Below are 24,770 nucleotides of genomic sequence, written 5' to 3'. Positions count from 1 at the left end.
CGGCTTGGCCCCCGTATTTGCCGTTCCGGGATTGAACCACTGGTTCCTGCGGACACAAAGGGTATAAGACTTTTGACCCTTTTGCGGAATTTCAGGAACCAACATGACAGACCGCCCGGCCTCATACCCGAACCAAGACCGAGACCTTTTCCTTGGTGATGTAGAAAACGATGGTCGGGCCGAGCTGGTTTGGTACGTGGATTTTACCGATCCGCTCTCTGGCCGTATCCGCGATGTCATGCGGCGGACCGTCGAACGCTTTGGTCGCGGCAAGGCCACGTTGGCAATTCGTTTCCTGCCAAGTCAGGACGCGACATCGGGGGCGGAACTTGCGGCGCGCGCCGGGATATCGGCGCACCGTCAGGGCCGTTTGACCGATATGAACGGACCGTTGTTTGAACTCGAAACGCCGATCTATCATGAGCATGTTGTTGCTCTGGCACGCGAGCTTGAGCTCGATATTGAACAGTTTGAGGATGATCTGTTTTCGCAGGCTACCGATGCGCAGCTTCAGGAAGACCGCGAAACCGCCGAGGATTTGGGGGTCACTGAAACGCCGACCCTCTTTATCGACGGGCGCGAATATCTGGGTGCTTGGGATGAGCTATCCTTGGTCGAAGCGGTGGAAAAACCCATCGGCGTGCGCATTTCATTGGCCAGTACGGATTTCTTCCATTGGGCGGCTTCGGCGGGTTTTGTGTTGGTTTTGGCGACGCTTTGCGCCTTGTTCATTGCCAATATCGGGTGGCACGAAGCCTATGAACACCTGCGCGAAACCATCATCGGCATCAAAGCGGGGGGCTGGTCTTTTGATCTCTCGCTTGAGGCGTGGATCAATGACGGGTTGATGTCGCTATTCTTTTTGCTTGTCGGGATCGAGATCAAACGCGAGATGGTCGATGGCGAGCTCTCGGATATGCAGCGCGCCGCCTTGCCGATCATGGGGGCAATTGGCGGAATGGTGGTGCCCGCGGGTATCTATCTGGCGATCAACTGGGGACTTCCCACCGAAAAAGGGTGGGGCATTCCAATGGCGACTGATATCGCCTTTACCCTTGGAATTATGGCGCTTTTGGGGGATCGGGTGCCGACATCGCTCAAGGTGTTTATCTCGGCCCTTGCGATTGCTGATGACCTTGGTGCGATCTTGGTGATCGCGGTCTTTTACGGTCATGGCTTTGATACGCACATGTTCGCCGCGGCTACGATTGTCTTTGCGATCATGCTCTTGCTCAATCGCGGCCGGGTTTATTCGCGCATCCCGTATTTGTTCCTCATGGTATTGCTCTGGTACTTCATCCACGAAAGCGGGCTCCACGCCACGTTGGCTGGCGTGTTGACGGCGGCGGCTATTCCGTCGCGCAGGTCGGCTAATATTGACGGCATCGCCGCTCAAACGGCGATGATTTTCCAAAGCCGCATGACCGGTCAGGAAAATCAGATTAGTCACGGGGCGCTGAACCGGTTGCAAGAGGCGATAGATCGGCTTCGCGATCCCGGATTCCATTTGCAAAACGCTTTGGAGCATTGGTCGAACTTTATGATCCTGCCGCTGTTTGCCTTTTTCAACACCGGGATTTTGATCTTTGGCTCAAGCTTTTCAGCAACCGCGCCGGAATCCCTTGGGGTGATCCTAGGCCTTGTGATTGGCAAACCTTTGGGAATTTTCCTAATCGTGTTTGTGGCGGTGAAACTGGGTATTGCGCATATGTCTTCGGAAATCAGTTGGTCACAGCTTATTGGAGCTGGGTTTTTGGCCGGTGTTGGTTTTACCATGTCGATCTTTATTGGCTCCGCAGCCTTTGAAGGGGCGCAATTGGAATCCGTGAAATTGGCGATTTTGATCGCCTCGGCCTTGGCCGCGGTGATTGGGTCTATCATCTTGATCAAGGCGGCCCCCTCTGAGCGCTAGCGCTAACCAAATGGCTGGGATATGTCTCTGACCAGATGTCAGGAGGAGACAAACCCCATGCCGATCAGTGACCCCGTTCCCCATTTGCGCAACCTGTTTGACAAGGCTGTTGAGGTCGCCGACCCGATGCAGTCGTTGGCCAAGTACCTGCCGCCAAAACCGGCGGGTCGCGTCGTGGTGATTGGGGCGGGCAAAGCCAGCGCGCGCATGGCCGAAGCGGTCGAGGCCGAATGGGGCCCGTGCGAGGGGTTGGTCATCACCCGTTACGGATATGCGCGCCCCTGTCAGGGGATTGAAATCGTCGAGGCCGCGCACCCCGTTCCCGATGCCGCCGGCGAGCGTGCGACCGCCCGTATGCTTGAGCTTTTGGAGACGCTTGATGAGGATGTTGTCGTTCTGGCGCTGATTTCTGGTGGCGCGTCGGCCTTGTTGACCGCGCCAATTGACGGAGTGTCTTTGGCGGAAAAACAGGCGGTGAATGCCGGGCTTTTGGCCTCTGGCGCGCCGATTGATCGGATGAACACGGTGCGCAAACACCTAAGCCGCGTCAAAGGTGGGCAATTGGCGGCGGCGGCGGCCCCGGCCAAGATGTTGGCGCTGATGATTTCCGACGTGCCGGGGGATGATCCGGCCTTTATCGGCTCTGGCCCAACGGTGGCTGAAAACAGCAACCCGGACGAGGCATTGGCGATTTTGAAGCAATGGAACATTGATGTTCCAATTAGCGTGACACAGGCATTAAAGGCCGGATCGTCGGTCATCCCAACCGATGATCCTCGGCTAAGCCATGTCACCAACCATCTATACGCTGCGCCCTCGCAATCGCTTGCCGCTGCGGCGGAATTGGCGGAATGCGAGGTCCGGATGCTGGGGGATGCGCTTGAGGGGGAGGCGCGGGATTTGGCAGCTGAACAGGCGGCCTTGGCTTTGTCGCTCAAGGGGCAGGGGCCGATCTTGCTTTTATCAGGGGGCGAATTGACGGTGACCCGGCGCGGCGATGGGGTCGGCGGGCCAAACGCTGAATATTGTTTGGCGCTGGCCATAGCGTTGCAGGGGGCCGAGGGGATTTATGCGCTGGCCTGTGACACGGACGGTGTTGACGGTGCCGCCGAGGTGGCCGGGGCCGTTGTTACACCGGACACCTTGGCCAAGGCCAAAGAGGCAGGTGTGGACCCGTCCAAGGCGCTTGCCGACAATGACGCGCACAGTTTCTTTGCCGCGATCAAGGATCAGGTCGTGACCGGCCCAACGCTGACCAACGTCAATGATTTTCGGGCAATATTAGTGCTTTAGCGCCTACATCTCGCGGGCATCATGCAGCCATCCCAAGGCCCAATCGGCATTGCCCGGCTGTTTGTATTCTGCACCAAGCGGCTTGTCATAGCCGAGGTCTTGGATGACACGAAATACATGTTTGTAGTTCAACTCACCACGATCCGGCGGGCCACGATCCGGCACAGATGCAAATTGAATATGGCCAATGATCGGCATTAAATCCGGGAGGCGATGGCTCAGGTCACCTTCCATCAATTGCACATGATAGCAGTCAAACATCAGCTTGAGGTTCAGCGCAGCGATTTCTTCGATCAACCCACGGGCTTGGTCGGTGGTGGTAAGGAAATAGCCCGGCGCATCATGGCGGTTCAACGGTTCAATCAGAATGGTTAGCCCAAGTTGCGCCGCCTGCGCACAGGCATAGCGCAGGTTGGTAACAAAGGTGCGATGCGCCTCGGCACCGCTGGCAAATCCGGCCATGACGTGGATGTTTTGCGCACCAATGGCGGCGGCAAAACGGATGGCCTGATCAATCGCGGCGCGGGCGTCTTCTTCGCGTCCTGGAAGGGCGGACAGGCCATTTTCACCCGCACTCAGATCACCGCGTGAGGTGTTGAGCCCGAGCATCGGAATACCGGTTTCATCCAGCGCGGCTTTGATATCTTGGGGCGAGGTGTCATAGGGCCAATGGCATTCCACCGCGTCAAATCCGGCGGCATGCGCCGCGCGAATGGCATCCGGGAGCGGGCGGTCAGCCCACAGAAAACCGAGGTTGGCGGAAAATTTCATACGTCCCACTCCACATCGAATTTGGTCACAAGGTTTTGGACGTGTTCCGGCGTCAAGCCGCGCGGGTTCATGCCGCGTGTCATCATCGCTAGACGCGCGGTGTCTTCCAATTCTTCGATGGCATTGCAGGCGGCTTCGATATCTTTGCCAGCGACGACAGGCCCATGATTGGCCAACATGACCGCACTGCGTTTGCCGGCCAAGCCGCGCACAGCGTCGCCCATTGCCGGGTCACCGGGCATGAAAAACGGTAAAAGCTGCACTTTGCCAAGCTTCATGATGCCATAGGGAGTTAGGGGCGGTAGGAAATTGTCGGGATCAACATCGGGCATCATCGACAATGCAACCGAATGGCAGGAATGCAAATGCACCACCGCCCCGGCGGTGCTTCGTGTGTCATAAAACGCCGAATGAAGCGGCATTTCCTTGGTTGGTTTGTCCCCGTCGATGTGCCGCCCGGTGGCGTCAAATCGGCTCAGCCGACCGGGATCAAGGCGGCCAAAGCTTGTCCCGGTTGGGCTTACCAAGAGCCCACCATCTTCGGTACGAGCGGAGATATTGCCAGTTGATCCGCCGGTCAGGCCGCGATCAAACATCGACTTGGCCAAGAGGCAGATTTGTTCGCGCAGATGGGCTTCGGAACTCATGCGATCTCCAGCTTTCTGAGGGCGTCGGTGAAGAACCCTTCGTTGCCAAAGTTTCCGGATTTCAAGGTCAACGCGATCTGATGGCCACCTGATTTGGCAAAGCACCACGGTACGCCCGGCGCGATCTCTGCTCCGATATCCAGCTGGGTGACGTCCAAGGCCTTGGTGATTGCGCCCGAGGTTTCCCCACCGGCAGCAATGAAGCGACGCGCACCGAGATCACGGGCGGCGACGGCACAAGAGGCGAGAACCTGTTCGATCATCTCACCGGCCTGTGCGACGCCCAATTTGGCCTGCGCCGCTTTGACTGATGCGGGATCGGCGGTGGCATAGACAAGGGGCGCTTGGCCAAGGTCTTGGTCTGATAGCCATTCCAAAACAGGTGCCGCGCCATTTTCAGCAAGTTCCAGAGGGTCGAGCCGATAGGCCGGAGCACCGGTTTCAAGATAGGTTGCGACCTGTTTGTTGGTCATCGACGAACAGCTTCCCGACAAAACGATGCTTTGCGCGGCGAGGGTTGGTGTCGTGGCTTTGGGGGCGTCGGCGGACAGGGTGCCATCGGCCAGATAAAGTGCGGGCAGGGGCATCGCCACCGCCGAGCCCCCGGTCATCAAAACCATATCCCGACAGGCCTCGGCAATGGTTTCGAGGTCAGAATTGGCCACTGCGTCAACAACCACATGGGCGACGCCATCGGCCTTGTGCGTGTCCAACACCGATTTCAGCGCCGCCGCGCCGCGCGCAACGGTCAACCGATCGGCAAGGCCAACCGGTTTGCTCACCTGCGGGTCCAAAAGACGCATCAGGTTACTGTCACGCATCGGCGTGAGCGGGTGATCCTTCATCGGGCTTTCGGCAAGGGGTTGTTGGCCAACAAACAGATTGCCCATAAAGATCGCCCGGCCGTTTTCGGGAAAGGCGGGGCAATAGATGGTTTGTTCGACCCCCAAATCGGCCATCAAAGCCTCGGCCACTGGGCCGATATTGCCCTCGGCTGTGCTGTCAAAGGTTGAACAGTATTTCCAAAAGAACCGCTTAGCCCCGGCGCGTTGCAACCAACGCAGCGCTTTGCGGGTTTCGGCAACTGCGTCAGCCACCGGCGCGGTCCGTGACTTTAGCGCGATGACTTCGAAAGCGGCTGTGTCGGTCGGCTCTTGGTCGGGCACGCCCATGCGTAAACTTACCCGCACGCCCGAGCGCGCCAAAAGCCCGGCAAGGTCGGTTGCCCCGGTGAAATCATCGGCAATGGCCCCAAAGATCGTTGTCATTTTGTAGCCTCAGATAGATCGCCTAGAACGGCGTTGGCGGAACTGCGGTTGATCGCCAGCGGCGTGTCATACAAGATCGCCAGTCGCAAAAGTGATTTCACATCAACGTCATGGGGCAGGGCCGACAGAGGGTCGATAAAGAAGATCAGCGCATCAAGCCGTTCTTCGGCGATCATCGCCCCCAATTGGGCATCGCCGCCCAATGGGCCACTTAGCAAGCGTTCAACCGTTAATCCCGCATCAACTTGCAACCGTCCACCGGTGGTTCCGGTGGCGTAAATGTAGTGCTGGCTTAGGGCTTCGCGGTGGCGGGTCGCCCATTCAACGATCAGGTCTTTCTTGGCGTCATGTGCAACAAGGGCAATTTTGGCCATGGTTACTCTCCCGGTAGGGTTATCCCGGCTTGGCGGGCATAGGTTTTGGCGACGGCGGCGTCATCTTCGGCGGCAAGCCCCATGTCAGCGGCGGCTTTGAATTGATCCAGCGCCGTTTGGGTGATGGGCGCATTGAACCCGGTTGATTTGGCAATATCCAGAACAATCCCAAGGTCTTTGGGCCAGATTGCCACCTGACTGCGCGGGCTGTAGTCACCCTCAACAATATGGGGTGCCCGGTTTTCCAGCATCCAGCTGGTGCCTGCACATTTGCTAATCACATCAAGGAACTGCTCGGGTGCAACGCCTTGGGTCATCCCAAAGGTCATGGCCTCGGCCATGGCGGCGATATGCACACCGGCAAGCAATTGATTGACGGCTTTCATCGCGCTTCCGGGGCCAGCGTGATCGCCCAATTTGAACACGGTTTCAGAGAGGCTGTCTAAGGCTGGTTTGGCGGCGGCAAAGGCGTCGGGGTGCCCCGAAGCCATGATTGATAGCCGTCCCTGAGCGGCCTTTCCGGCCCCACCTGAAATCGGCGCGTCCAGATAGAGTATGCCAAGCGCTGTGCAGCGCGCTTCCATGTCTTTGGCAAATTCCGGGGGGACGGTGGCGCAGCCCATGACCACCGCACCTTTGCGCAGTTTGGGGGCGATACCATTGTCACCAAACAAGACGTCTTCGGTTTGCGCGGCGTTTAGAACAACAACGGCCACTACGTCCAACTGGGGTGCGGCCTCGGACAGGGGAGACGTTTCGCCGCCTTCGACCACAAACTCGGCCTTGCGTTTGGCGGAAAGGTCGTCGCCCCACACGCGATGTGCACCGCGCACCGCCGACAGGGCCATGCCAAACCCCATGGAGCCTAGGCCAATGATTGCAATGTTCTGAGACATGATTTCCCCCACGTGATGTGTCGTTGGTATCGGTAACGGTACCGATACCGGTTGTCAATCTCGGCGTTGCATGTATGGTGTTTTGAACAAGAGCAGAGGCGCGCGATGACGCAGAAAGTAACCTTGGCTGATGTGGCCGCTGCCGCAGGTGTCAGCAAGATGACCGCGTCGCGGGCTTTGCGCGGTGCGGCGGATGTCTCCAAGTCTAGCCTAGATAGGGTGCAAAAGGCGGCGCGTGACATTGGTTATGTGGCCAATCCGTTGGCCGCATCGCTTTCGACCCAGCGCACCCAATTGGTTGGCGTGGTCGTGCCGAGCCTCACCAACACGGTCTTTGCCGAAATGCTCACCGGAATTGCCGAAACCATCGAGGGCAGCGGGTTGCAGCCGGTGTTTGGGGTCACAAATTATGACCCCGAAACAGAATTGGAGGTTCTGCGTAATATGCTGAGCTGGCGACCGGCGGGGATGATTGTCACTGGCTTGGATCACCCGGATGCGGCGCGCCTATTGTTGGCGCAATCCCAAGAGCCGCTGGTTCAGGTCATGGATGTTGATGGGGAGGCGATCGACAATTGCGTTGGGATTTCGCATCGCCAAGCTGGTGCCGATATGGCCCGCGCGCTTTTGGCGGCGGGGCGGCGCAAAATTGGCTATGTCTGTTGTACACAACTCTATGACATCCGAGCCCAAAAACGTCTCGAAGGGTTTCAGTCGGCCTTGGCAGAGCAGGGCGTTGATTTGGTCGCGACCAAAACAACCGATGCGCCCTCATCGGTGCCCGCGGGGCGGGCGTTGACAGCCGAATTGTTGGGTACAGCTCCGGACTTGGATGCGATCTATTTTTCCAATGATGACCTAGCAGCAGGGGGGGAGTTTCATTGCCTTGCTGAAGGTATTTCGGTGCCTGAACGCTTGCTGCTCGCTGGGTTCAATGGTCTGGAATTCATCGATGCCTTGCCGCGTCCAATCGCAACCACGCGCACGCCGCGGCGCGAAATTGGTCAGATCGCAGCACGTATGGTTTTGGATCGCGAAACTGGGTCCAAAGTCACTTTGCCGTCTGAAATCCGATTTCCAGACGCGTAAATTCAAATCCTTGGCAATGTTTTTTGCCTGTTTTTTGAACAGCTTCATCGAAAATATACCAAATGGTCAAAATTTATCGTTTGATAAAATTCAGAATCATGTGAGGCTAGACCCAAGCAATACCGACAACAGGGGTTAGCCATGAGTTCCAAACAATTCGAGGACGGGATCACCGCCGGGCGTTTAGACGCCGCCGCGCTGGAGACCAATTTCTCGGATCTGCATCCCGCCTATGACCCGCATGAGGCGCTGGTGGCCGCAGATCGCTGCTATTTTTGTCACGACGCACCATGTCAGGTGGCCTGTCCGACATCCATCGACATTCCATTGTTCATTCGCCAGATCGCGACCGGCACACCGGAATCCGCCGCACGCACGATTCTAGAGGACAATATCCTTGGCGGAATGTGCGCCCGTGTCTGCCCAACCGAAACGCTTTGCGAAGAGGTTTGTGTGCGTGAAACCGCAGAAGGCAAGCCAGTTGAAATCGGTCGTTTGCAACGCTTTGCGACCGACACTTTGATGGCCAAAAGCAGCCAACCGTTTGAACGTGCTGCCTTGACGGGCAAAACTGTAGCGGTTGTTGGGGCGGGTCCGGCCGGGTTGGCCTGTGCGCACCGTTTGGCCATGCATGGCCATGACGTTGTGATTTTCGAGGCCCGCAAAAAGGGCGGTGGCCTTAATGAATTTGGCATCGCGGCGTATAAATCGACCAATGATTTCGCGCAGGCCGAGGTTGATTGGCTGCTGGGCATTGGCGGGATCGAAATTCGCTATGACGCGGGACTAGGCGGGGCAATTTCGCTTGACGGATTGCAGGCTGATTTTGATGCGGTCTTCCTTGGGATGGGTCTTGCCGGTGTGAATGCGCTTGGCCTTGAGGGTGAGGACAAAGACGGCGTTATGCCCGCGACCGAGTTTATCGAAGAACTGCGTCAAACAACCGATCTGACCGGTATGGCCATTGGCCGCCATGTTGTGGTGATCGGTGGTGGAATGACGGCGATTGATGCCGGGGCGCAGGCGCGTTTGCTTGGCGCGCAGGACGTCACAATTGTCTATCGTCGTGGCCAAGAGGCGATGGCCGCCTCGGAGTTCGAACAGGATTTGGCGGCGCAAAAGGGCGTGCGCATCATCCACAATGCGACCCCGGTTGGGGTTGAGGGCAATGGCAGCCTCACCGGGGTGCGCTTTGTCTATACTGAAACGCAAGATGGCAAGCTGGTCACATTGGACGACGGCTTTACCCTGCCGGCGGATCAATTGTTCACCGCTATCGGTCAGAGCCTAAACGGTGCGCCCGAAAGTCTTGACGTCGCTGGTGGTAAGATCACCGTGTCGGATGCTGGCCAGACCTCGGTTGCCGGTGTTTGGGCCGGGGGCGATTGCGCCTCGGGTGGCGATGACCTGACTGTAACGGCGGTTGCCGAAGGGCGCGACGCCGCCGAAAACATCCACGCAACTTTGATGGGAGAGGCATGATGGCTGATCTAACAACAGACTTCCTTGGCATCAAAAGCCCCAACCCATTCTGGCTTGCCTCGGCTCCGCCCACGGACAAAGAATACAACGTCCGCCGCGCCTTTGAGGCCGGTTGGGGCGGTGTTGTTTGGAAAACTTTGGGGTCCGAAGGCCCACCGGTGGTCAACGTCAACGGCCCGCGTTACGGCGCGATCCATGGCGCAGATCGTCGTTTGTTGGGCTTGAACAATATCGAACTGATCACCGATCGGTCGCTTGAAACCAACCTCGAAGAAATGACGCGAGTGAAAAAGGATTACCCGGATCACGCTTTGATCGCGTCGATTATGGTGCCCTGCGAGGAGGCGGCGTGGAAAGCCATTCTGCCACGGGTCATGGAAACCGGCTGTGACGGGATCGAGCTGAACTTTGGCTGTCCGCACGGTATGGCGGAACGTGGTATGGGGTCGGCCGTTGGGCAGGTTCCTGAATATATTCAGATGGTTACTGAGTGGTGCAAGAAGTACTACGACAAGCCTGTGATCGTAAAACTCACACCGAATATCACCGATGTGCGTTTCCCGGCCCGTGCGGCCAAAGCGGGTGGCGCAGATGCGGTAAGCTTGATCAACACCATCAACTCGATCACCTCGGTTAACCTTGATGCCATGTCGCCCGAGCCAATGATCGACGGCAAAGGCACCCATGGCGGCTATTGCGGCCCGGCGGTCAAACCGATTGCGATGAACATGGTCGCCGAGATTGCCCGCGACCCCGAAACGCATGGTTTGCCGATTTCAGGCATTGGCGGCATCACCACATGGCGCGATGCGGCGGAGTTTATGGCGCTCGGCGCGGGCAACGTTCAGGTTTGTACCGCGGCGATGACCTATGGGTTTAAGATCGTTCAGGAAATGATTTCCGGGCTGTCGCAATGGATGGATGAGCAGGGCTATACCAGCACCTCGGATTTCATTGGCATGGCGGTTCCAAACGTCACCGATTGGCAATATCTGAACCTCAACCACATCACCAAGGCGCGCATTGATCAGGACGCCTGTATCAAATGTGGTCGCTGTTATGCCGCCTGCGAAGACACCTCGCATCAGGCGATTTCGATGACCGAAGACCGGGTGTTTGACGTCAAAGACGACGAATGCGTGGCCTGCAACCTCTGCGTCAATGTCTGCCCGGTTGAAAATTGCATCACGATGGAGGTGTTGGAACCCGGCGCGATGGATGAACGCACCGGCAAGCCGGTCGAGGCCGACTACGCCAATTGGACAACCCATCCCAATAATCCATCCGCAACTGCGGCTGAATAACTCGAAAGTAAATTCTCCCTGATACGCCCGGTTTTTAACCGGGCGTTTTTTTGCCATGCCGATTGTGACGGCCAACGGCTTTGCTTTAATCCGTAGGGCCGCGCGGCAAATACTATTCTAAAACAGCACTGCATCTACCCCGAATGTCCTGTAAAATGCAGGCTGTAAGTTAAGCTTAAAATTACGGTGGTATTGACTAGGCCGAATGGTTTCGCAAGACATTGCAAACCCAGCCAAACATTTGTTTTCGCGCATAACCGGCTTGAAACAACAGAATTTCGAAGAGTTGCAAAAAAAAAGCTGGTCTAAATGAGCCAAAAACTTAGCCCAAAGAAATTCGAGATTTCACGTCATCGGTTGGTTTTGTGAAACGATCGCCTTAGGTTGGCGGGGGCCAAATTATTGTGGTTAGTTAGTTAAGTCCTCTGGTTCCTATAAAGGAGGTTATGTCGGATTCGTGTTGAGTGTCAGCGTGATGAGTTGTAAATCCATTTTGAACACCCGGCCAGGTAATTTAAGACGGTCGGCATTCGAGGTAAAAGATGATAGTAGACGCTAATCCAAACTATAGTGACCAATGGCATTTCGATCATTTGGGTGATATCGAAACGGTCTGGGGCGACTACACGGGGAGCGGCATCAACATTGCCGTTTACGATACAGGTGTCGAACGTACCCACCCAGATTTAGTCGATAATTATAATGATGAGTTGCATGTTGAAGGGGATGACGGGCAACCGCTCGGCTCCACGCGGGGTCATGGGACATCTGTGGCTGGCTTAATTGCCGCTGCCAACAATGCTATCGGCGGTGTCGGCGTTGCTTTTGATGCAAATATAACGGGTATCAATTTTTTGGATACGCTTTCCGAAGACCCGGTCACTGAGAACCAGGCCTTGGCTGAAATGGTGAATTTTGACGTCGTCAACCATTCATGGGGTCATGTGCCTGTGTTTCACCCAAATAATAGTCTCGGGGGTACGTGGGGTCGTTTTTTAGATTTGGAACCCGAATTTTCATTTGCTGTCAACAATGGTCGAGATCAACTTGGAACAATCATCGTTTCGTCAGTTGGGAATTGGGCGGTCAACGCGCAAGGAGACGGGTTCAACAACCTCCACACAGTTATTGTAGTGGGCGCTACTGACATTCGTGGACGTGCGGAAAACTATTCAAATTGGGGAAGCAACATTTTGATTTCCGCACCTGCTGCAAGTCACACCTCCGACATGACAGAAGTTTTGCCCAACCAGCGTAGCGGGTATGCTATGGGGGATTTCACTACGACTTTTGGCGGCACTTCAGCGTCCGCCCCAATCGTTTCTGGTGTGATCGCATTGGTTCTTGAAGCAAATAGTGAACTCGGCTGGCGCGATGTTCAGAATATTCTGGCCCATTCCGCAAGACACACCGGCTCAGAGTATGGCCATGCAACAGGATTGTATCATGAGCACGGTGTCTGGGCGTCCAACGGGGCCGAAAATTGGAATGGCGGCGGGCTAAGCTATCACTTGTCCTACGGCTTCGGGGCAATAGATGCTATGGCCGCTGTCAGAATGGCAGAGGTTTGGAGTAGGCTATATGAAGCGCCGGAAACATCCATCAACGAAATTGCAATTGAATATGAGATTTCTGAGCCGTACCTCAATACTGAATACTCTATACCTGTTGTTGTCTCCGAAGACCTATCGATCGAGCATATCTACATATACGTCGAAGCCGACGCTGAATACGAAGATTCTGAACTCCGGTTGATATCACCCACTGGTGAAGTGTACGAACTCATTTCGCCAGGCGGCCAACACGATCAAGCGCAAGCAGAAGGCGAATGGGTTTTCGGTGTTGCTTTGGCTCGGGGCGTCCACTCAACTGGTGAATGGACATTGGAGCTTTCCGGGGAGGGCGTTGACTTTGTCACATCTCTAGGGATTGAGTTCCGAGGGTCTGAGATTAGCAACAACACTGTCTATCACTACACACAGGATTATTTGCACTATGCGTCCGTTGATCCAGAGCGTCGCGTAATCGAAGACACGGATGGCGGTGTGGATTGGCTCAACCTTGCAGCGGTTTCAAGCGGAGTAAACCTTGATTTGACAGACGGGGCGCAGTTGCGCGTCGACGGACGGCTTTGGGCCCGGATTGCCGATGAGACGCACCTAGAAAATGCCGCGCTTGGTGATGGGGATGATAGGGTAACCGGCAATAGCTTCGATAACCTTGTTCTTGCGGGTCGCGGCCAAGATACCATTCATGGTGATAGCGGAAACGATACCCTGGAGGCGGGACGCGGCAACGACCTTACAACCGGCGGTGATGGGAGCGACAGCCTGTTAGGAGGCGGCGGGTCTGACCGTCTTTTTGGCAATGCTGGCTTTGATACATTGTCCGGTGGTAGCGGCAATGACAGCTTGTACGGTGGCACAGAAAATGACCGGCTTGTTGGCGGAGGCGGACACGACAGTATGGTCGGCGGCACCGGAGAAGACACACTCTATGGTCTCAACGGAGATGACATCCTGAGGGGCGGTGGTGTTGCTGACAATTACCTTTCCGGTGGTGCAGGCAATGACATGCTTTCTGGTGGCGACGGGAGTGACGTTCTTTTCGGGGGCGAAGGGGATGACAGGCTGATCGGAAATGGTGGTAATGATAGTTTGCGCGGCAATGTCGGGAACGACACTCTTTTTGGCTTGACTGGTGACGATACTCTGAGGGGGGGCGGCCAGTCGGACAACTACCTCTCCGGAGGGGCAGGCAATGACGTTATGTCTGGAGGAGGCGGTGCAGATACGATTTATGGGGGAAGCGGTGACGATAGACTTGTTGGGAATGAAGGCAACGATAGCCTCAGTGGCAATACAGGGCATGACACGCTCTATGGGCTAGATGGAAACGATGTTCTGCGGGCCGGGGGGACCAGCTCTAACTATTTGTCGGGCGGAAATGGCGACGATCGTGTCTATGGGTCGGAGGGCAGTGACGTCCTATTTGGCGGCTTAGGCAATGACAAGCTCGATGGTGGAGCCGCAAATGATGACATGCATGGCGGGTCCGGCAACGATACGTTGATCGGTGGCCTTGGACGCGACACATTGGTCGGAGGAGCCGGGAGCGATGTGTTTGTCTTTGCCAGTATTTCCGAAAGTAGGCACGGCGCGGATCGCGATGTCATTGACGATTTCGACCAAGGAGACGACCAGATAGACCTTTCTGGTATCGACTCTGGGTTGAGCTTTATTGGCATTGCGGATTTTAGCGGAACTGAAGGTGAAATTCGATATAACGGCACCATTGGTCGGCTCTATCTTGATGTCGACGGTGACAGCGTCGCGGATTTGTCCATCGATATTGTCGACGCACCAGAGATCACCGCTAACGATTTGGTGCTCTAAACACCCGGCACCGGCAGCTCATGCTCGTCAATTTTGGAGCAATTGGGACGTTCAAGAGCGTCACTATTTGTCTGGGCTTGTCTCGTCGGTCAAACCCCATTCGAGTTCTACGATTTTTAGCCTGAAATCAGGGCGTCACGTTGGCCACCCGTATCTTGCGTGGGCCTTCCTTTTGACCAATGCGCATGCGCAGATATTTGTCGGCCTCCCCAAGTGACCTGATCCACTTCGAGCTGCCGTTTGCAATACATGCATGGTCGATATTTCAGATTGAGGGCCGCTGCCATTCAGAGATAAAATGCCCTGAGCGTCAATGCCGAATCTGGTGGCAATGCTGAGCATGACCTACCGGATTTATTTCCGGCATAAAACAGATTTCCAAAAACAGACAAATGTGGCAAGAAAAAAATTCGTAATTGGATGTGGGTAACAAGGAATTGAACGTATGAGTTTTCTGATTGTATCTCTTTTTGCTGCGATTGCCCTTGGAGCGGTGTTTTTTCAAGATGATGATAACTCTGACCACGAAACAGAGTCATCCACAGACTCGCCAGACCTCGACCCTATTACTTCAATTCCATCAGAGGGTGACGACAATCTAGAAGCGTCGTTGAACGGAGATCTTTTGGATGGGCTGGGCGGCGATGACACGCTGATCGGATCAAGCGGCTCAGATACGCTACTTGGGTCAAGTGGAAATGACATTTTGACGGGCGGCGATAATGCCGATGTGCTTTGGGGGGGCGAAGGCAATGATACGCTTGATGGTCAAGACGGGGCTGACACCGTTAACGGAGGCGCTGGCGACGATGTCGTGACCGCCGGAGACGGGGGACATTGATTCGGGTGACGACGGCAATGACACCCTAATGGGGAGCGCTGGGAATGAACTTTTGCACGGTGGCAGCGGGAATGACGTTATTTCCGGAGACACAGGGGCAGACAGTCTAATGGGAGGGGACGGCTATGATTTGCTCATCAGCGGCTCATCACGCTTCTATGAAGCCGATTATACGCCTCGGTTTGACGGTGGGCTCTTTCAATCTCTGGACGTTACGGCTGATGTTCTTGAGGGTGGCGATGGAAATGACACCTTGTTTGCCGGGCCGGGGACTTCTGTAACAGGAGGGGACGGTGACGATGTCATCCGCACTTTTGCTTTGGACTCCCAATTCGTTCCTGACCATGATCCGGAATTCAGTTTTAGTGAGCCTTTGTTCATCACCGGCTTTGAACCGGTAGAAGTCCAGCTTTTGGTCGGTGCCGTAGATCCGATCGCCCTTAATGATCAGTCGACCTTTGCCACGCTTACCTACGACCCGATTCAAGATCAGACTGCCCTATGCTGGGGCGGGCAGAGTATTGCGGTTTTGAATGGTCAACATGATGGCTTGATCATTGTTTATGACGAAATTGACATTGGTGAGTTGGGTTTTGAAGAGGTTGTTACCACGGACGGAACCGTATTGTTTGATCTTGCTGAGGCAAACGATGCATTGCAACGGGCCGATATCGTTATTGGTGGATACAATAGCACCAACGAGTTCATTGACCCCTATCAGGGCGGAGGTTGCCGCGGGGCCTGATGCGAGACAAAATTGGGGATTTTGCAGAGCGACTTTTAATTGAGTGCTTTTGTTGCGTTGAAATACAATTGCCGAACTGTCTGTGTTGAACCCAACTTTGCCCCAAGATTAATCAGTTTGGCCGCCTCAAAACTAGGTGAATAGATCGGGTTCCGGACGCTCGATATCATAAAATCAAGGGTTCCCTTTCAAAGGAAAAAAAATTTTTTTCTATTTGCGCTGGCTGCGGACCTTGGACGGCCAGCTAGTGCAAGTTGAGCTAATCTCCGCGTTGTCAAGTTGACGGCAACGACAACGGCAGCTAAGCGCAGAAAGCGACATTTGCAAAGCCTGGCTGAATTCCCAAAAGCAGACATTAAGACAGACATCGAGGTAGGTCGCTATGAACCTACTGCAGATTTTGCCGGTGATCCACAGGGCTGCAAGCGCATTCGTCTGTTCGCAGCCAGTCCTGAGCATTCATCCTCGGCGCAGTATGAAACTTTGCCTGAACAATCCTGGGCGGAAACCAGCCCTTTGCTGCGGTCCTCGCCAACGGCAGTCCTAGACAGGTCGCGATACAAGGCTAGTCGAGTACGAAGAAAATTCAGTTATGGTGACGAATTACTTGGTTTTCTAAGCTGCCAACTCTTCATCCTCATGCATACTGTATGTCGGTATGCATACCGAATATTGTGCTGTATCTAAGGCCAAAATACGAAACGATCTTAAATTCAAACCCACGGATTTCGACATGAACTTAACTCACAGAGTAGTATACATTCTCGTTGGGCTACTACTTGCTGTAGCTTGCGGATGGATGACCGTCCTAGCAGTCCAGAATCAATCCCTAACCCCTGGAAGTTCGTGGCTAGGGATGCCAGCATCCACTTGGATAGGAATCCTCAGTTCTCTTAGTGCATCAGGCATATTTTTCGCGGTGGCAGAATTTCTTAGATTTATCTTTGACAAGACTGCATCTAGAAACTTCGAAAAATTGCAATTCTATGAAAGAACCCTTGGAATAAAGGAGTGTTTTTCCCAGAAAGGTAGCGACGAAGCTAACCGTGACTACGGCCAAGCGATTGCGTCGGCAAAATATCGCGTTTGGGCGTTTGGAATTTCAAATGGAGAATTTCTCACCCAGCATCTTGATGATTTGATTTCAAAAAAGAAGAAAAAGCCGGCGCTAGATGTTTGTATTTGTTTCGTTGATCCAGACGCGAGAATTTCAATCGAAGCCAATCCTCCACTGTCGCTAGTATCATTGTTCGATATTACACGTGACCCTACATTAACAACCGGCGCTCACACTAGAGTTGCGGAGCGGATCGCATTTGCTCGAACGTCCATTTTGCAGGCTGACGTGGAGATAAGCCTGAAGTTGATTTCAGCTGCAGGATATGTATCTGCGATGGTGGTAGATGACATAATATACGTGTTTCCGTACACGGCGATTTCTAAAGACAACACGCGAACGCCATATTTAAAAATAGTTGTGGACTCACAGCTTGGAGACGCTTTTTATACGTATTTCGAAAGTATAATCGAGCATCCGAAACTATCACGTGTGGTTCCCTTGGAGTGATCTTAAAAAAGGTGCCGCCAACATGCAACAGTTCTGGTATGCTGCATTTCTAGTAAAACTTCCGAACAATGATAGCCTATACACGAGTTTTGAAGAGGACGTTACGTGAGTAAAATTGTAGCAGTTTCGGCCGGCATGCTGTCACCAAAAAAGGGAAACGAACCCTACAGGCGCGCTCACCGGTATCTCAATTACGGTTTATTAGGATTAGCGTCCAAATTCCGGGCCAAAGTGCCCGTTTACCACGGTCACTTTGATTCTCCCACTGTGTTTTTAGAAAAGTATCCGGAAATTCTACTCGCGGACACCGTTCTGCTTTCACTCCCCAGTTTTTATGCGGTGGAGTGGTCTCAAATTCTTGTTAGAAATTTGTTAAAAAACAATAAAAATGTGAAAGTTCACATTGGTGGTCGTTGGGTAATTGATCAAAACTGGGACTATATAGTTGCAAAATTTCCATCTGATGTAGTGCTACACAAGGGGATGGGCGAATTGATAGTCTCGCAGATAGAGACATCAAAACCAGATGCACCTATCCGTGCAAACCCTGCATCACCAGCACCACTCAATTATCGCCTTTTGGTAGATCGAAATGCCTTTCAGCCCAGCGTTGAGGTGTCAAGAGGATGTGGACTTGGATGTGCGTTTTGCGAAGAGGCAAATGAGCGCCTTACGCCAATGAAACCGGCAGTGACATTGTTGGATGAGATTGAGGACATACTGTCGTGCTATGACGATACAAGGAATTTATATTTTGAGAGCTCTATGTTTGCACCTAGCACTCGTTGGGTTCAAGAGTTTTCACGAGAATATCACCGTAGGAATATGTCTTTCAAATGGAGAACTGAATCTCGGGTGGATGTATTGGACGCAGCGAAACTTTCTAAGTTATCAGGCGCAGGTCTCGACGTTTTGGATTTGGGTTTGGAGACGGCTTCTCCCAGCCAAGTTGTAAACATGGGGAAATCAAAAAATCCAATAGCATACCTAAGTAAGGCTCGAGAGATTCTTTCCGCTTGCGAAATTAATGATGTCAAGGCAAAGGTTAACATCTTGCTCTATCCCGGAGAAAGCCAAAAAACGATCGATGAAACCCTTGCCTTCCTTGTGGAAAATAAAAACGCTGTTTTTGGTGTTTCCACCTACCCAGTTGTGGTTTACGGAATGGGTGAGCGAGCAATATATTTTTCCGAATTGTATAGCAACCAGGGTGCGTTAGGAATTCAACCAACAGATACTGAAGGTGTCTGGAGCGTAGAAATTTCTGAAGAGATAGATGCTCAGCGCTCTAAGGAAATCGCTTTGGAAATTGCGCAGACTTTCATGCCTGCCGAAAATTATTTTGCACTTAAAAGCTTCTCATACCTAGATCCACGTTACGGCCGGGATGATTTTCTTCATGACGCTTCAACTTTGAAATGTGAGGAGCGGCCCTTTGGGGAATAGGTTTGTACCTTTGTGCCCAAGACTTATCTATCGAGTATAACGTGGCATCTGTGTTGTTGCTAACATCTGCTTTTGGATAGGTCAGGTGTATCAGGAACACCAATGTAGCCTACTTAGGCCATAGTACTTTCTGCGCAGCGCGGCCGCGAAAGGTCGTTATTGCAGCGACGGCAGTGCGTGTCAGAAAGCTCCCGCAACGTGGTCGATGCTGCTTAGCGTTGCAAAGGTCTGCTTTTAAAGAGTGTAGCTCTGAATCGAGGACTGCTTTGGGCTGACACCGGACGCTCCACATGTGTGTGAACGGTCCGGCGCGCCACCGAAGCACGCGAATGTCAGAGAAGCGCAGATAACGGAGTTTGCAAAGTCGAGTTATGACCCCAACAACCCAACAACGACACGCTGCAACGCCGCGTTGTAACCGGTCATTGGTGAACCTTGCTACAGAAGTCTTAGTTGGATGACAGTTGAGCGACCCATGTTGACTTTCATTCAATTGGCATCCGCCCTATGCTCGTTCCCGAGTTCGAGTGTGATTTACAGTTTAGGTTCAGGTTATGCCAAACAAACCGGAAAGAGCTAGCTGGCGAAAACACTCGGGCAATTCTGTTAGTATACTGCTCGTGGTTTTTTCTTTATTGCTGGCACTATCTACCGCCTCCCATTCCGCGCCATATGAGGTGCTTCCGGAGGGGACGCTTGTACGTACGGGCAAGTGTCCCAACCTCATCCATGGCGACGAAGTTATTCTAACCAGGGTTCACGCCGCAGCGGACTTTGATGGTCCTATTCCGCCAGCAAGCTTTGCTCATGAGTTGGTTGAAAAATTGCAACCCGTGCGTGCAAAAGTGGTGCAAACAGTTTTCCCTGCAGAGCTTGATGATTTTGGGACGGAGCCATTGTCCGAGAGCCAAGAAGACAGCTTCTTCACTGAGGTTGCTATACTGGATGAATCTGAGAAATGCGTCTTTTCGCTTCTTTTTCCTTCCAACGTTGGGTCTCTATCGGTCGCAACAGGAGACTTTATCCTCAATATCGGCGTCAATGGGCATTCCCAAATGCAGCGAGGCCAAAAACGTTTGCAGTCGTTTATCTGTGGTCCTGAGAGGCTCAACCTTGGCCTAACTGCTTTTTCATCTGATCTCTCACTCTATCTCAGTGAACGACGTCTCGAGTTCCAACAAACCGATGATCAAGGCGAAGACCCGAACTGTCGGCAATACGCTGTCTATTTGGAAAACTTCTATTCATTGTACATTGACTTTCTTCTCGTAGACGGCGCTGGGAAAGTGGAAAGACGAACTTATTTACTGGTGAGCGACAGCCTTCTCATCAGAGTCGAGTAGTTCTGTGGCCTTTATTGAATTCGCGAATTGAATGCAATTTTGGTCATTGAAACTTGTCTTTTTCGGTCTGGAGGTCAACTCTCCGGAAGTCGAGACAAGTTGTTTGCACATGCGGTAATCTTGGATTCAGTCCTGCGACACTGGTCTGCTTTGGGCTGACATCCGCCGTTCCGCGTAGGCTTGACCGGTCCTGAGCGACACCGAAACACGCCAATGTCAGCGATGCGCAGTCGTTTTGCCTTGAGGCGGCTGGGGAACGTACGGCCCACAGCGAACGTTGGCTGGGCTGCGAGCTTTTGCACCGCAGCATTCCAAAGGCCGCCATAGCTTTCGATCTCAAAGTCTAGTCTTAGACACCATCGACTTCCGACACCGGGAAAAACAGCCGTAAGATTATGATTGACGCTAACACCGACGTTGCCAAGGCCAACAACCACCATGGCCATGGAGAATGTTCCCTTGCCGTAGCCATTTCTCCAACAATGCAATAAAACTCGTATGTTATGTATGCGAATGCCGAAAGGACACCCAACAAAACAACGGGTTCAAATACTATAATGACTTTTCATCCTTCTAACTAAGTTGCCAAAACGGCCCGGAGCTGCCGTACGAAGCAAGGTGCAGCATTTTGGGCAGGACAAAGCCTGCTTTACGGCACAGAGAGGGCAAGGACCGATTCCTACGTTCCTAAAAGTAGGCGGATTGATCATTGACGTGCTCAAACTTGTCTGAGTAGGCTGTAATCATCCAGATGACCCGCATCTAAAACTAGCAACGAGGTCTTGATTTTGAAGGCGAATTGAATGACAGATTTTAGAAAGAAGCTCCCTGCGCCATTTTTGGACGGCAGTGAGGTAGTAGGTGAAAAGATTAAAGGTGAATCCGAAAATACTAAGTTAAAATCCGCAAGCTCTACTTCTTTGATTATTGATAAATACACTATTGAAATTGGAAATTACGTAGAGAATGCGGGACAACACCCTGTTGCCCAAAGCGTTATGTATTGCAGGCAGAACGCCACGGAATTAACTCCGTGCAAGTTCTTGAAGATAAATTTCGTTCAAACAGGAGATCCAAACACTCCTTTACGCAGCCCCAAAATGGATCCAGCGACCGGAGATATGGAGTTTTTCATGCATGTGTCTATGGTTGCTGCGGTCTTGACGACGTTGCAACTCGGGCCTTGCAGCGCGCATTTTGAACCGCAAACTTCTACAAATACACCTTTCGGAAAAATTGGTCTCATAAGTGCCGTAGAAGTGTGATATTTAACTCGACTGAGACTTGAAGAGCCGTTGCAGCATTTTCACTAATTGATCGTAACCAGTTGGTCAAAAAAAGGCTGAAGGTAGCTTTCGGCCCAAACCGACCTTTGGGGGGCTGGTCGGTTTCTGCGTTGCAGCTTCGCCAATCCTGCCGTTTGGCATGGTTTGCAGCATTTGGGGCACCCAACGGGCAAGACTGCAGGCGAGTCGAATCCTCGCTGAGGTTGTAAAGCCTCTAACCTTCCTAGTGCTGGGTAAGTGAAATACCAGCCTTGAGGATCAATTTGGCGAAGGCTCGGTCTTTGCGAAATCCGTCGCTACCAGCACGGTATTCCTGTGCTAGAATCTCGCAGCTTGCACCCACTCCCTCTAAACACGCGCGCAAATTCAATTGAGGGTATTGGGTTGGATCGGCGTTCCCGTACCCATTCAGCTCGCGGCACCCGTCGAAAACGTCTAGGTCACATGCTCGCTTTGCGTATCTAATTCGGACTTGTTCATTAAGAAGCTCATCTTCGTCGCTTGACTGTTCAAGCCCGTATTCGAACGCCAAACGCTGACAGCTATGCCCTGCTCCCATGTCGCAGGCACGTTGCCAAGCACGCATGTATAAGTCAGGTCGATCTTCATCACCCCGGCCTGTATGGCTATAACCAAATTCGTGGCAAGCCAATGCATCGCCAGCATCACATAGATGCAGCAACAAAGAGCGTTTCTCTTGCAGCCCTGAAACGATATCACCGTAATCATCGCTTAGCCATAATCCAGTTCCGAAGCCTCCCTCGTACATCTCCGCGAGATTGCGGCATGCGTAAGCCTGCCCCAAAACACATGAGCGAGAGACACGCCGCAATTTACCGTAGTCCTTTGGGTGAAACATAAAGTATTCAGGGCTCTGCGTAGCGGCTTCGAACAGCGCACGACCTTCTCGGTTCTCGGATTGCATTCGCTCCAAGTCATCTCGACCATCAGCAAGGTCAGGTAATTGCCCAGGCATATACGAACGACACAAATGCAAATTGTAAATATCGTTACAATTATAAAAGGCAGAGTAACGCGGTAGAGGCTGATGCCGTGACCGGCAGGCGGACTGATGACCCAGAGTGCAAGCGAGATCATCCGGATGCATTGGGTCATCAAAAATGGGCTCGTGTGGAATTGGGGTACCCAATTCCAGCTTCATCGAGTTAAACTGTGTCTTAACTTCTTTTGCTCCACAACTATTTGGATTCCTCAAGGCACATCCTGCATTCAGTGCTTGAACCAATTCTTGTTTCACCGCCTCGGGAATGGGATCCTTTTGATAACGATAACGCGACTCCAGGATGTTGTATTGCAGGAAACAGTTTTGCCCATTGCCTTTGCGACATCCAACGCGCGCCAAATCTAACGCCATATCGTTCAGTGTACTTGCAAGATTTGTATCCTTCGCAAGTCCCACCCGGCCGTTGCCATAGGCATAGGCCAAAGTGTAGCAGGATTGGGCGGATCCGTTCATGCAGCCTCGAGTCAAAATCGGTTCATGCGGGCCATAATCTTCAAAACGAAAACCGGATTCGCAGGCCGCTAGCCCCCCCCGGTGGCACGATAGTTCAACCATCGCTTTGCCAAGTTCTTTATCAATCCAAACACCGGCCCCATAAAAATAGAAGAGCCCCAATTCTGTGCAGGCTTGCGTATCACCTTGACTACATGCGATCCGGTATTCTTTGACATGCGCGCGGAGCTCCGGAATGAATGCTGTATCTGCTGCGGGCATCAAGACTTGGGCTTGCATTTTTTCCAGCGCGTCTATTTCTGTTTGGATTTGCCGCCCACGTCGCAGATTGATCCGTAGGCGGGCCTTATCAACGAGTTTTTCAAACTCCGCCGGCCTCAAATTCCGCGCTTCGACGTGATCCAACCCAGGCCATGCATTTATTGGCAACGCCTCCTGCGCTTTGGCTGCCGCAACAAAAAGAAACAAAAACACAAGGCCAATACGGATCATTATCCACCCAATAGATCAAAACGGTCACAGTTTTTTAGATGGTCAATGTGTAAATAGTTTGTCCGAACATTGGCGCGTTTTTGCGTTATGACACCGGCCAATGCCGATATCCTGACTGCCCCGAAATACTGCGAAAAGGGCATTTCAGTTTGAACCAAAGCTGCGGTTCCGGGCGGCCATGCCACTCGCCTTGAGTCAGTTCGCTGAAACGCAACTTCCCTAAGCTGCCCATCTCCGGAACCACTGCCTGCGTTTGACTGACATCGATACCAGCGAAGTGTGGGGTGTCAGACAGTTAGAATATTTATTGTTGAATGACCGTTTTCGCTGTTATCTGTAACTGTCCATGCTCCCGTAGTTAATGACCGCAATCCGCCCCCTAGTGTCGAGTGTAGTGAACGGCCCAGACCGGACATTGATCATGGCGATTGGCGCTGCGGTGCGGCTTCCCCAAAGCCGACATTACTTGAGATGGCCGAAGGGTGGTTTTTCCGGTTCAATTCGGTATCTTTTACCGAACTCGCTGAGCACCATTTCTAGCGTCGCCTCAAAGGTGCTCTGGTCAAACATCATCGTTTTCTTCGCTTCATGAAGATACCGCCAGTCGACAAATGCATCTTTGTGCTGTGAAAGAATGTCACGAATACCGTAACCGATTAAAATGAAATTGGGATGATGTGGGCTCACTGATCGCTTGAACTCCTCATCAAGCCTCTGCTGGCTTTCGGGCAGTAAAGCATCAAACAGCTTTGTCAGGTCATGCGACCTGACTACATTTGGATCGTCATGGTCGAAAACGAACCATGCTTTGAGCGCTAATTCCATCGAAAGTGCCAACAGCATAGGCTCCACGCCGATGTGTTCGCGGTCTGCCCTGTCTTCAGCTTCCCCAAAATGTTGGTCAGGAAAACTCTTTGTCTTTTGCAATATCGCCCTAGCGGCATCGCCAATCCTGATTGCTGTCGATAAACGAGCGCTCATAGTTAATCCTCTAGCTTGCCCGTACATAGATTGGGAACCAAACGTCACTTATGCAAGAAGGCAAAACCGGCCCTTACCGGACATTTAATGCACGGCTTGTCTCTACGATGCAGCTTCTTCGAAGCAGACGTTCGCCTGATGGGTTGCAACACCTGCTCGAC

The 24,770-nt window shown here is 52.9% G+C and carries 19 protein-coding genes; 12 read left to right on the top strand and 7 right to left on the bottom strand.

Annotated features, from left to right (window positions below; translation table 11 throughout):
• Positions 1–103: 103 nt before the first annotated feature.
• Together nhaA and Q1A43_RS09865 are read left to right on the top strand one after the other, a co-directional pair.
• Complete coding sequence (gene nhaA, locus Q1A43_RS09870) at positions 104–1,912, top strand: Na+/H+ antiporter NhaA (RefSeq protein WP_299934605.1); 1,809 nt, start codon at positions 104–106, stop codon at positions 1,910–1,912.
• A 57-nt stretch (positions 1,913–1,969) separates the two neighbouring features.
• A complete protein-coding gene (locus Q1A43_RS09865; protein WP_299934602.1) occupies positions 1,970–3,205 on the top strand; it encodes a glycerate kinase in 1,236 nt (411 codons plus the stop codon).
• A 3-nt stretch (positions 3,206–3,208) separates the two neighbouring features.
• Here Q1A43_RS09865 and Q1A43_RS09860 read toward each other — a convergent pair whose 3' ends face one another.
• From Q1A43_RS09860 to ltnD, 5 genes are read right to left on the bottom strand one after another with little or no spacing between them, the layout of a single operon-like run.
• Positions 3,209–3,976, bottom strand: a complete 768-nt coding sequence (locus Q1A43_RS09860) for a TIM barrel protein (protein WP_299934599.1) — start codon at positions 3,974–3,976, stop codon at positions 3,209–3,211.
• Positions 3,973–4,623, bottom strand: coding sequence for an aldolase (locus Q1A43_RS09855; RefSeq protein ID WP_299934596.1), 651 nt, complete (start codon positions 4,621–4,623; stop codon positions 3,973–3,975). Before Q1A43_RS09855 ends, Q1A43_RS09860 begins: the two co-directional genes overlap by 4 nt.
• The gene (otnK, locus tag Q1A43_RS09850) at positions 4,620–5,891 is read right to left on the bottom strand and encodes a 3-oxo-tetronate kinase (protein ID WP_299934594.1); all 1,272 of its coding nucleotides are present in this window, start codon (positions 5,889–5,891) and stop codon (positions 4,620–4,622) included. The genes Q1A43_RS09855 and otnK overlap by 4 nt, the downstream gene beginning before the upstream one ends.
• A complete protein-coding gene (locus tag Q1A43_RS09845) occupies positions 5,888–6,265 on the bottom strand; it encodes a methylglyoxal synthase (protein WP_299927558.1) in 378 nt (125 codons plus the stop codon). The genes otnK and Q1A43_RS09845 overlap by 4 nt, the downstream gene beginning before the upstream one ends.
• Before the next feature lie 2 nt (positions 6,266–6,267).
• Entirely contained in the window at positions 6,268–7,161 is an 894-nt protein-coding gene (gene ltnD / locus Q1A43_RS09840; protein ID WP_299934591.1) for an L-threonate dehydrogenase, read from the bottom strand.
• Positions 7,162–7,266: 105 nt separating this feature from the next.
• On the opposite strand from ltnD, the gene Q1A43_RS09835 reads away from it, so the two are divergent.
• From Q1A43_RS09835 to Q1A43_RS09790, 10 genes are all read left to right on the top strand, one after another.
• Positions 7,267–8,250 (top strand): LacI family DNA-binding transcriptional regulator, encoded by a 984-nt coding sequence (locus Q1A43_RS09835; RefSeq protein WP_299934588.1) that lies wholly within the window; start codon positions 7,267–7,269, stop codon positions 8,248–8,250.
• 141 nt (positions 8,251–8,391) lie between these two features.
• The gene (locus Q1A43_RS09830; protein WP_299934585.1) at positions 8,392–9,732 is read left to right on the top strand and encodes an NAD(P)-dependent oxidoreductase; all 1,341 of its coding nucleotides are present in this window, start codon (positions 8,392–8,394) and stop codon (positions 9,730–9,732) included.
• A complete protein-coding gene (gene preA, locus Q1A43_RS09825) occupies positions 9,732–11,036 on the top strand; it encodes an NAD-dependent dihydropyrimidine dehydrogenase subunit PreA (protein ID WP_299927546.1) in 1,305 nt (434 codons plus the stop codon). Before Q1A43_RS09830 ends, preA begins: the two co-directional genes overlap by 1 nt.
• 542 nt (positions 11,037–11,578) lie before the next feature.
• Positions 11,579–14,431: a S8 family serine peptidase gene (locus Q1A43_RS09820; protein WP_299934582.1), complete on the top strand. Its 2,853-nt coding sequence runs from the start codon at positions 11,579–11,581 to the stop codon at positions 14,429–14,431.
• A 445-nt stretch (positions 14,432–14,876) separates the two neighbouring features.
• Positions 14,877–15,272, top strand: coding sequence for a hypothetical protein (locus Q1A43_RS09815; RefSeq protein WP_299934580.1), 396 nt, complete (start codon positions 14,877–14,879; stop codon positions 15,270–15,272).
• The gene (locus Q1A43_RS09810; RefSeq protein ID WP_299934825.1) at positions 15,268–16,017 is read left to right on the top strand and encodes a hypothetical protein; all 750 of its coding nucleotides are present in this window, start codon (positions 15,268–15,270) and stop codon (positions 16,015–16,017) included. Before Q1A43_RS09815 ends, Q1A43_RS09810 begins: the two co-directional genes overlap by 5 nt.
• 799 nt (positions 16,018–16,816) lie before the next feature.
• Entirely contained in the window at positions 16,817–17,584 is a 768-nt protein-coding gene (locus tag Q1A43_RS09805; protein ID WP_299934577.1) for a hypothetical protein, read from the top strand.
• A gap of 105 nt (positions 17,585–17,689) precedes the next feature.
• Positions 17,690–19,030 carry a radical SAM protein gene (locus Q1A43_RS09800; protein ID WP_299934575.1) on the top strand — a complete coding sequence of 447 codons (1,341 nt, stop codon included), beginning with the start codon at positions 17,690–17,692 and terminating at the stop codon, positions 19,028–19,030.
• A 554-nt stretch (positions 19,031–19,584) separates the two neighbouring features.
• Positions 19,585–20,373 carry a hypothetical protein gene (locus Q1A43_RS09795; protein ID WP_299934572.1) on the top strand — a complete coding sequence of 263 codons (789 nt, stop codon included), beginning with the start codon at positions 19,585–19,587 and terminating at the stop codon, positions 20,371–20,373.
• An 803-nt stretch (positions 20,374–21,176) separates the two neighbouring features.
• Positions 21,177–21,638, top strand: a complete 462-nt coding sequence (locus Q1A43_RS09790) for a hypothetical protein (protein WP_299934569.1) — start codon at positions 21,177–21,179, stop codon at positions 21,636–21,638.
• 244 nt (positions 21,639–21,882) lie between these two features.
• Here Q1A43_RS09790 and Q1A43_RS09785 read toward each other — a convergent pair whose 3' ends face one another.
• A complete protein-coding gene (locus Q1A43_RS09785; RefSeq protein ID WP_299934567.1) occupies positions 21,883–23,628 on the bottom strand; it encodes a hypothetical protein in 1,746 nt (581 codons plus the stop codon).
• Positions 23,629–24,090: 462 nt separating this feature from the next.
• A complete protein-coding gene (locus Q1A43_RS09780; RefSeq protein ID WP_299934565.1) occupies positions 24,091–24,609 on the bottom strand; it encodes a hypothetical protein in 519 nt (172 codons plus the stop codon).
• Positions 24,610–24,770 lie beyond the last annotated feature (161 nt).

The sequence above is a fragment of the uncultured Pelagimonas sp. genome (assembly GCF_947498515.1).
Lineage (GTDB): Bacteria > Pseudomonadota > Alphaproteobacteria > Rhodobacterales > Rhodobacteraceae > Pelagimonas.
The sequence above is the reverse complement of the archived record's forward strand: the minus strand, read 5'-3'. Positions and strand labels throughout refer to the sequence as shown.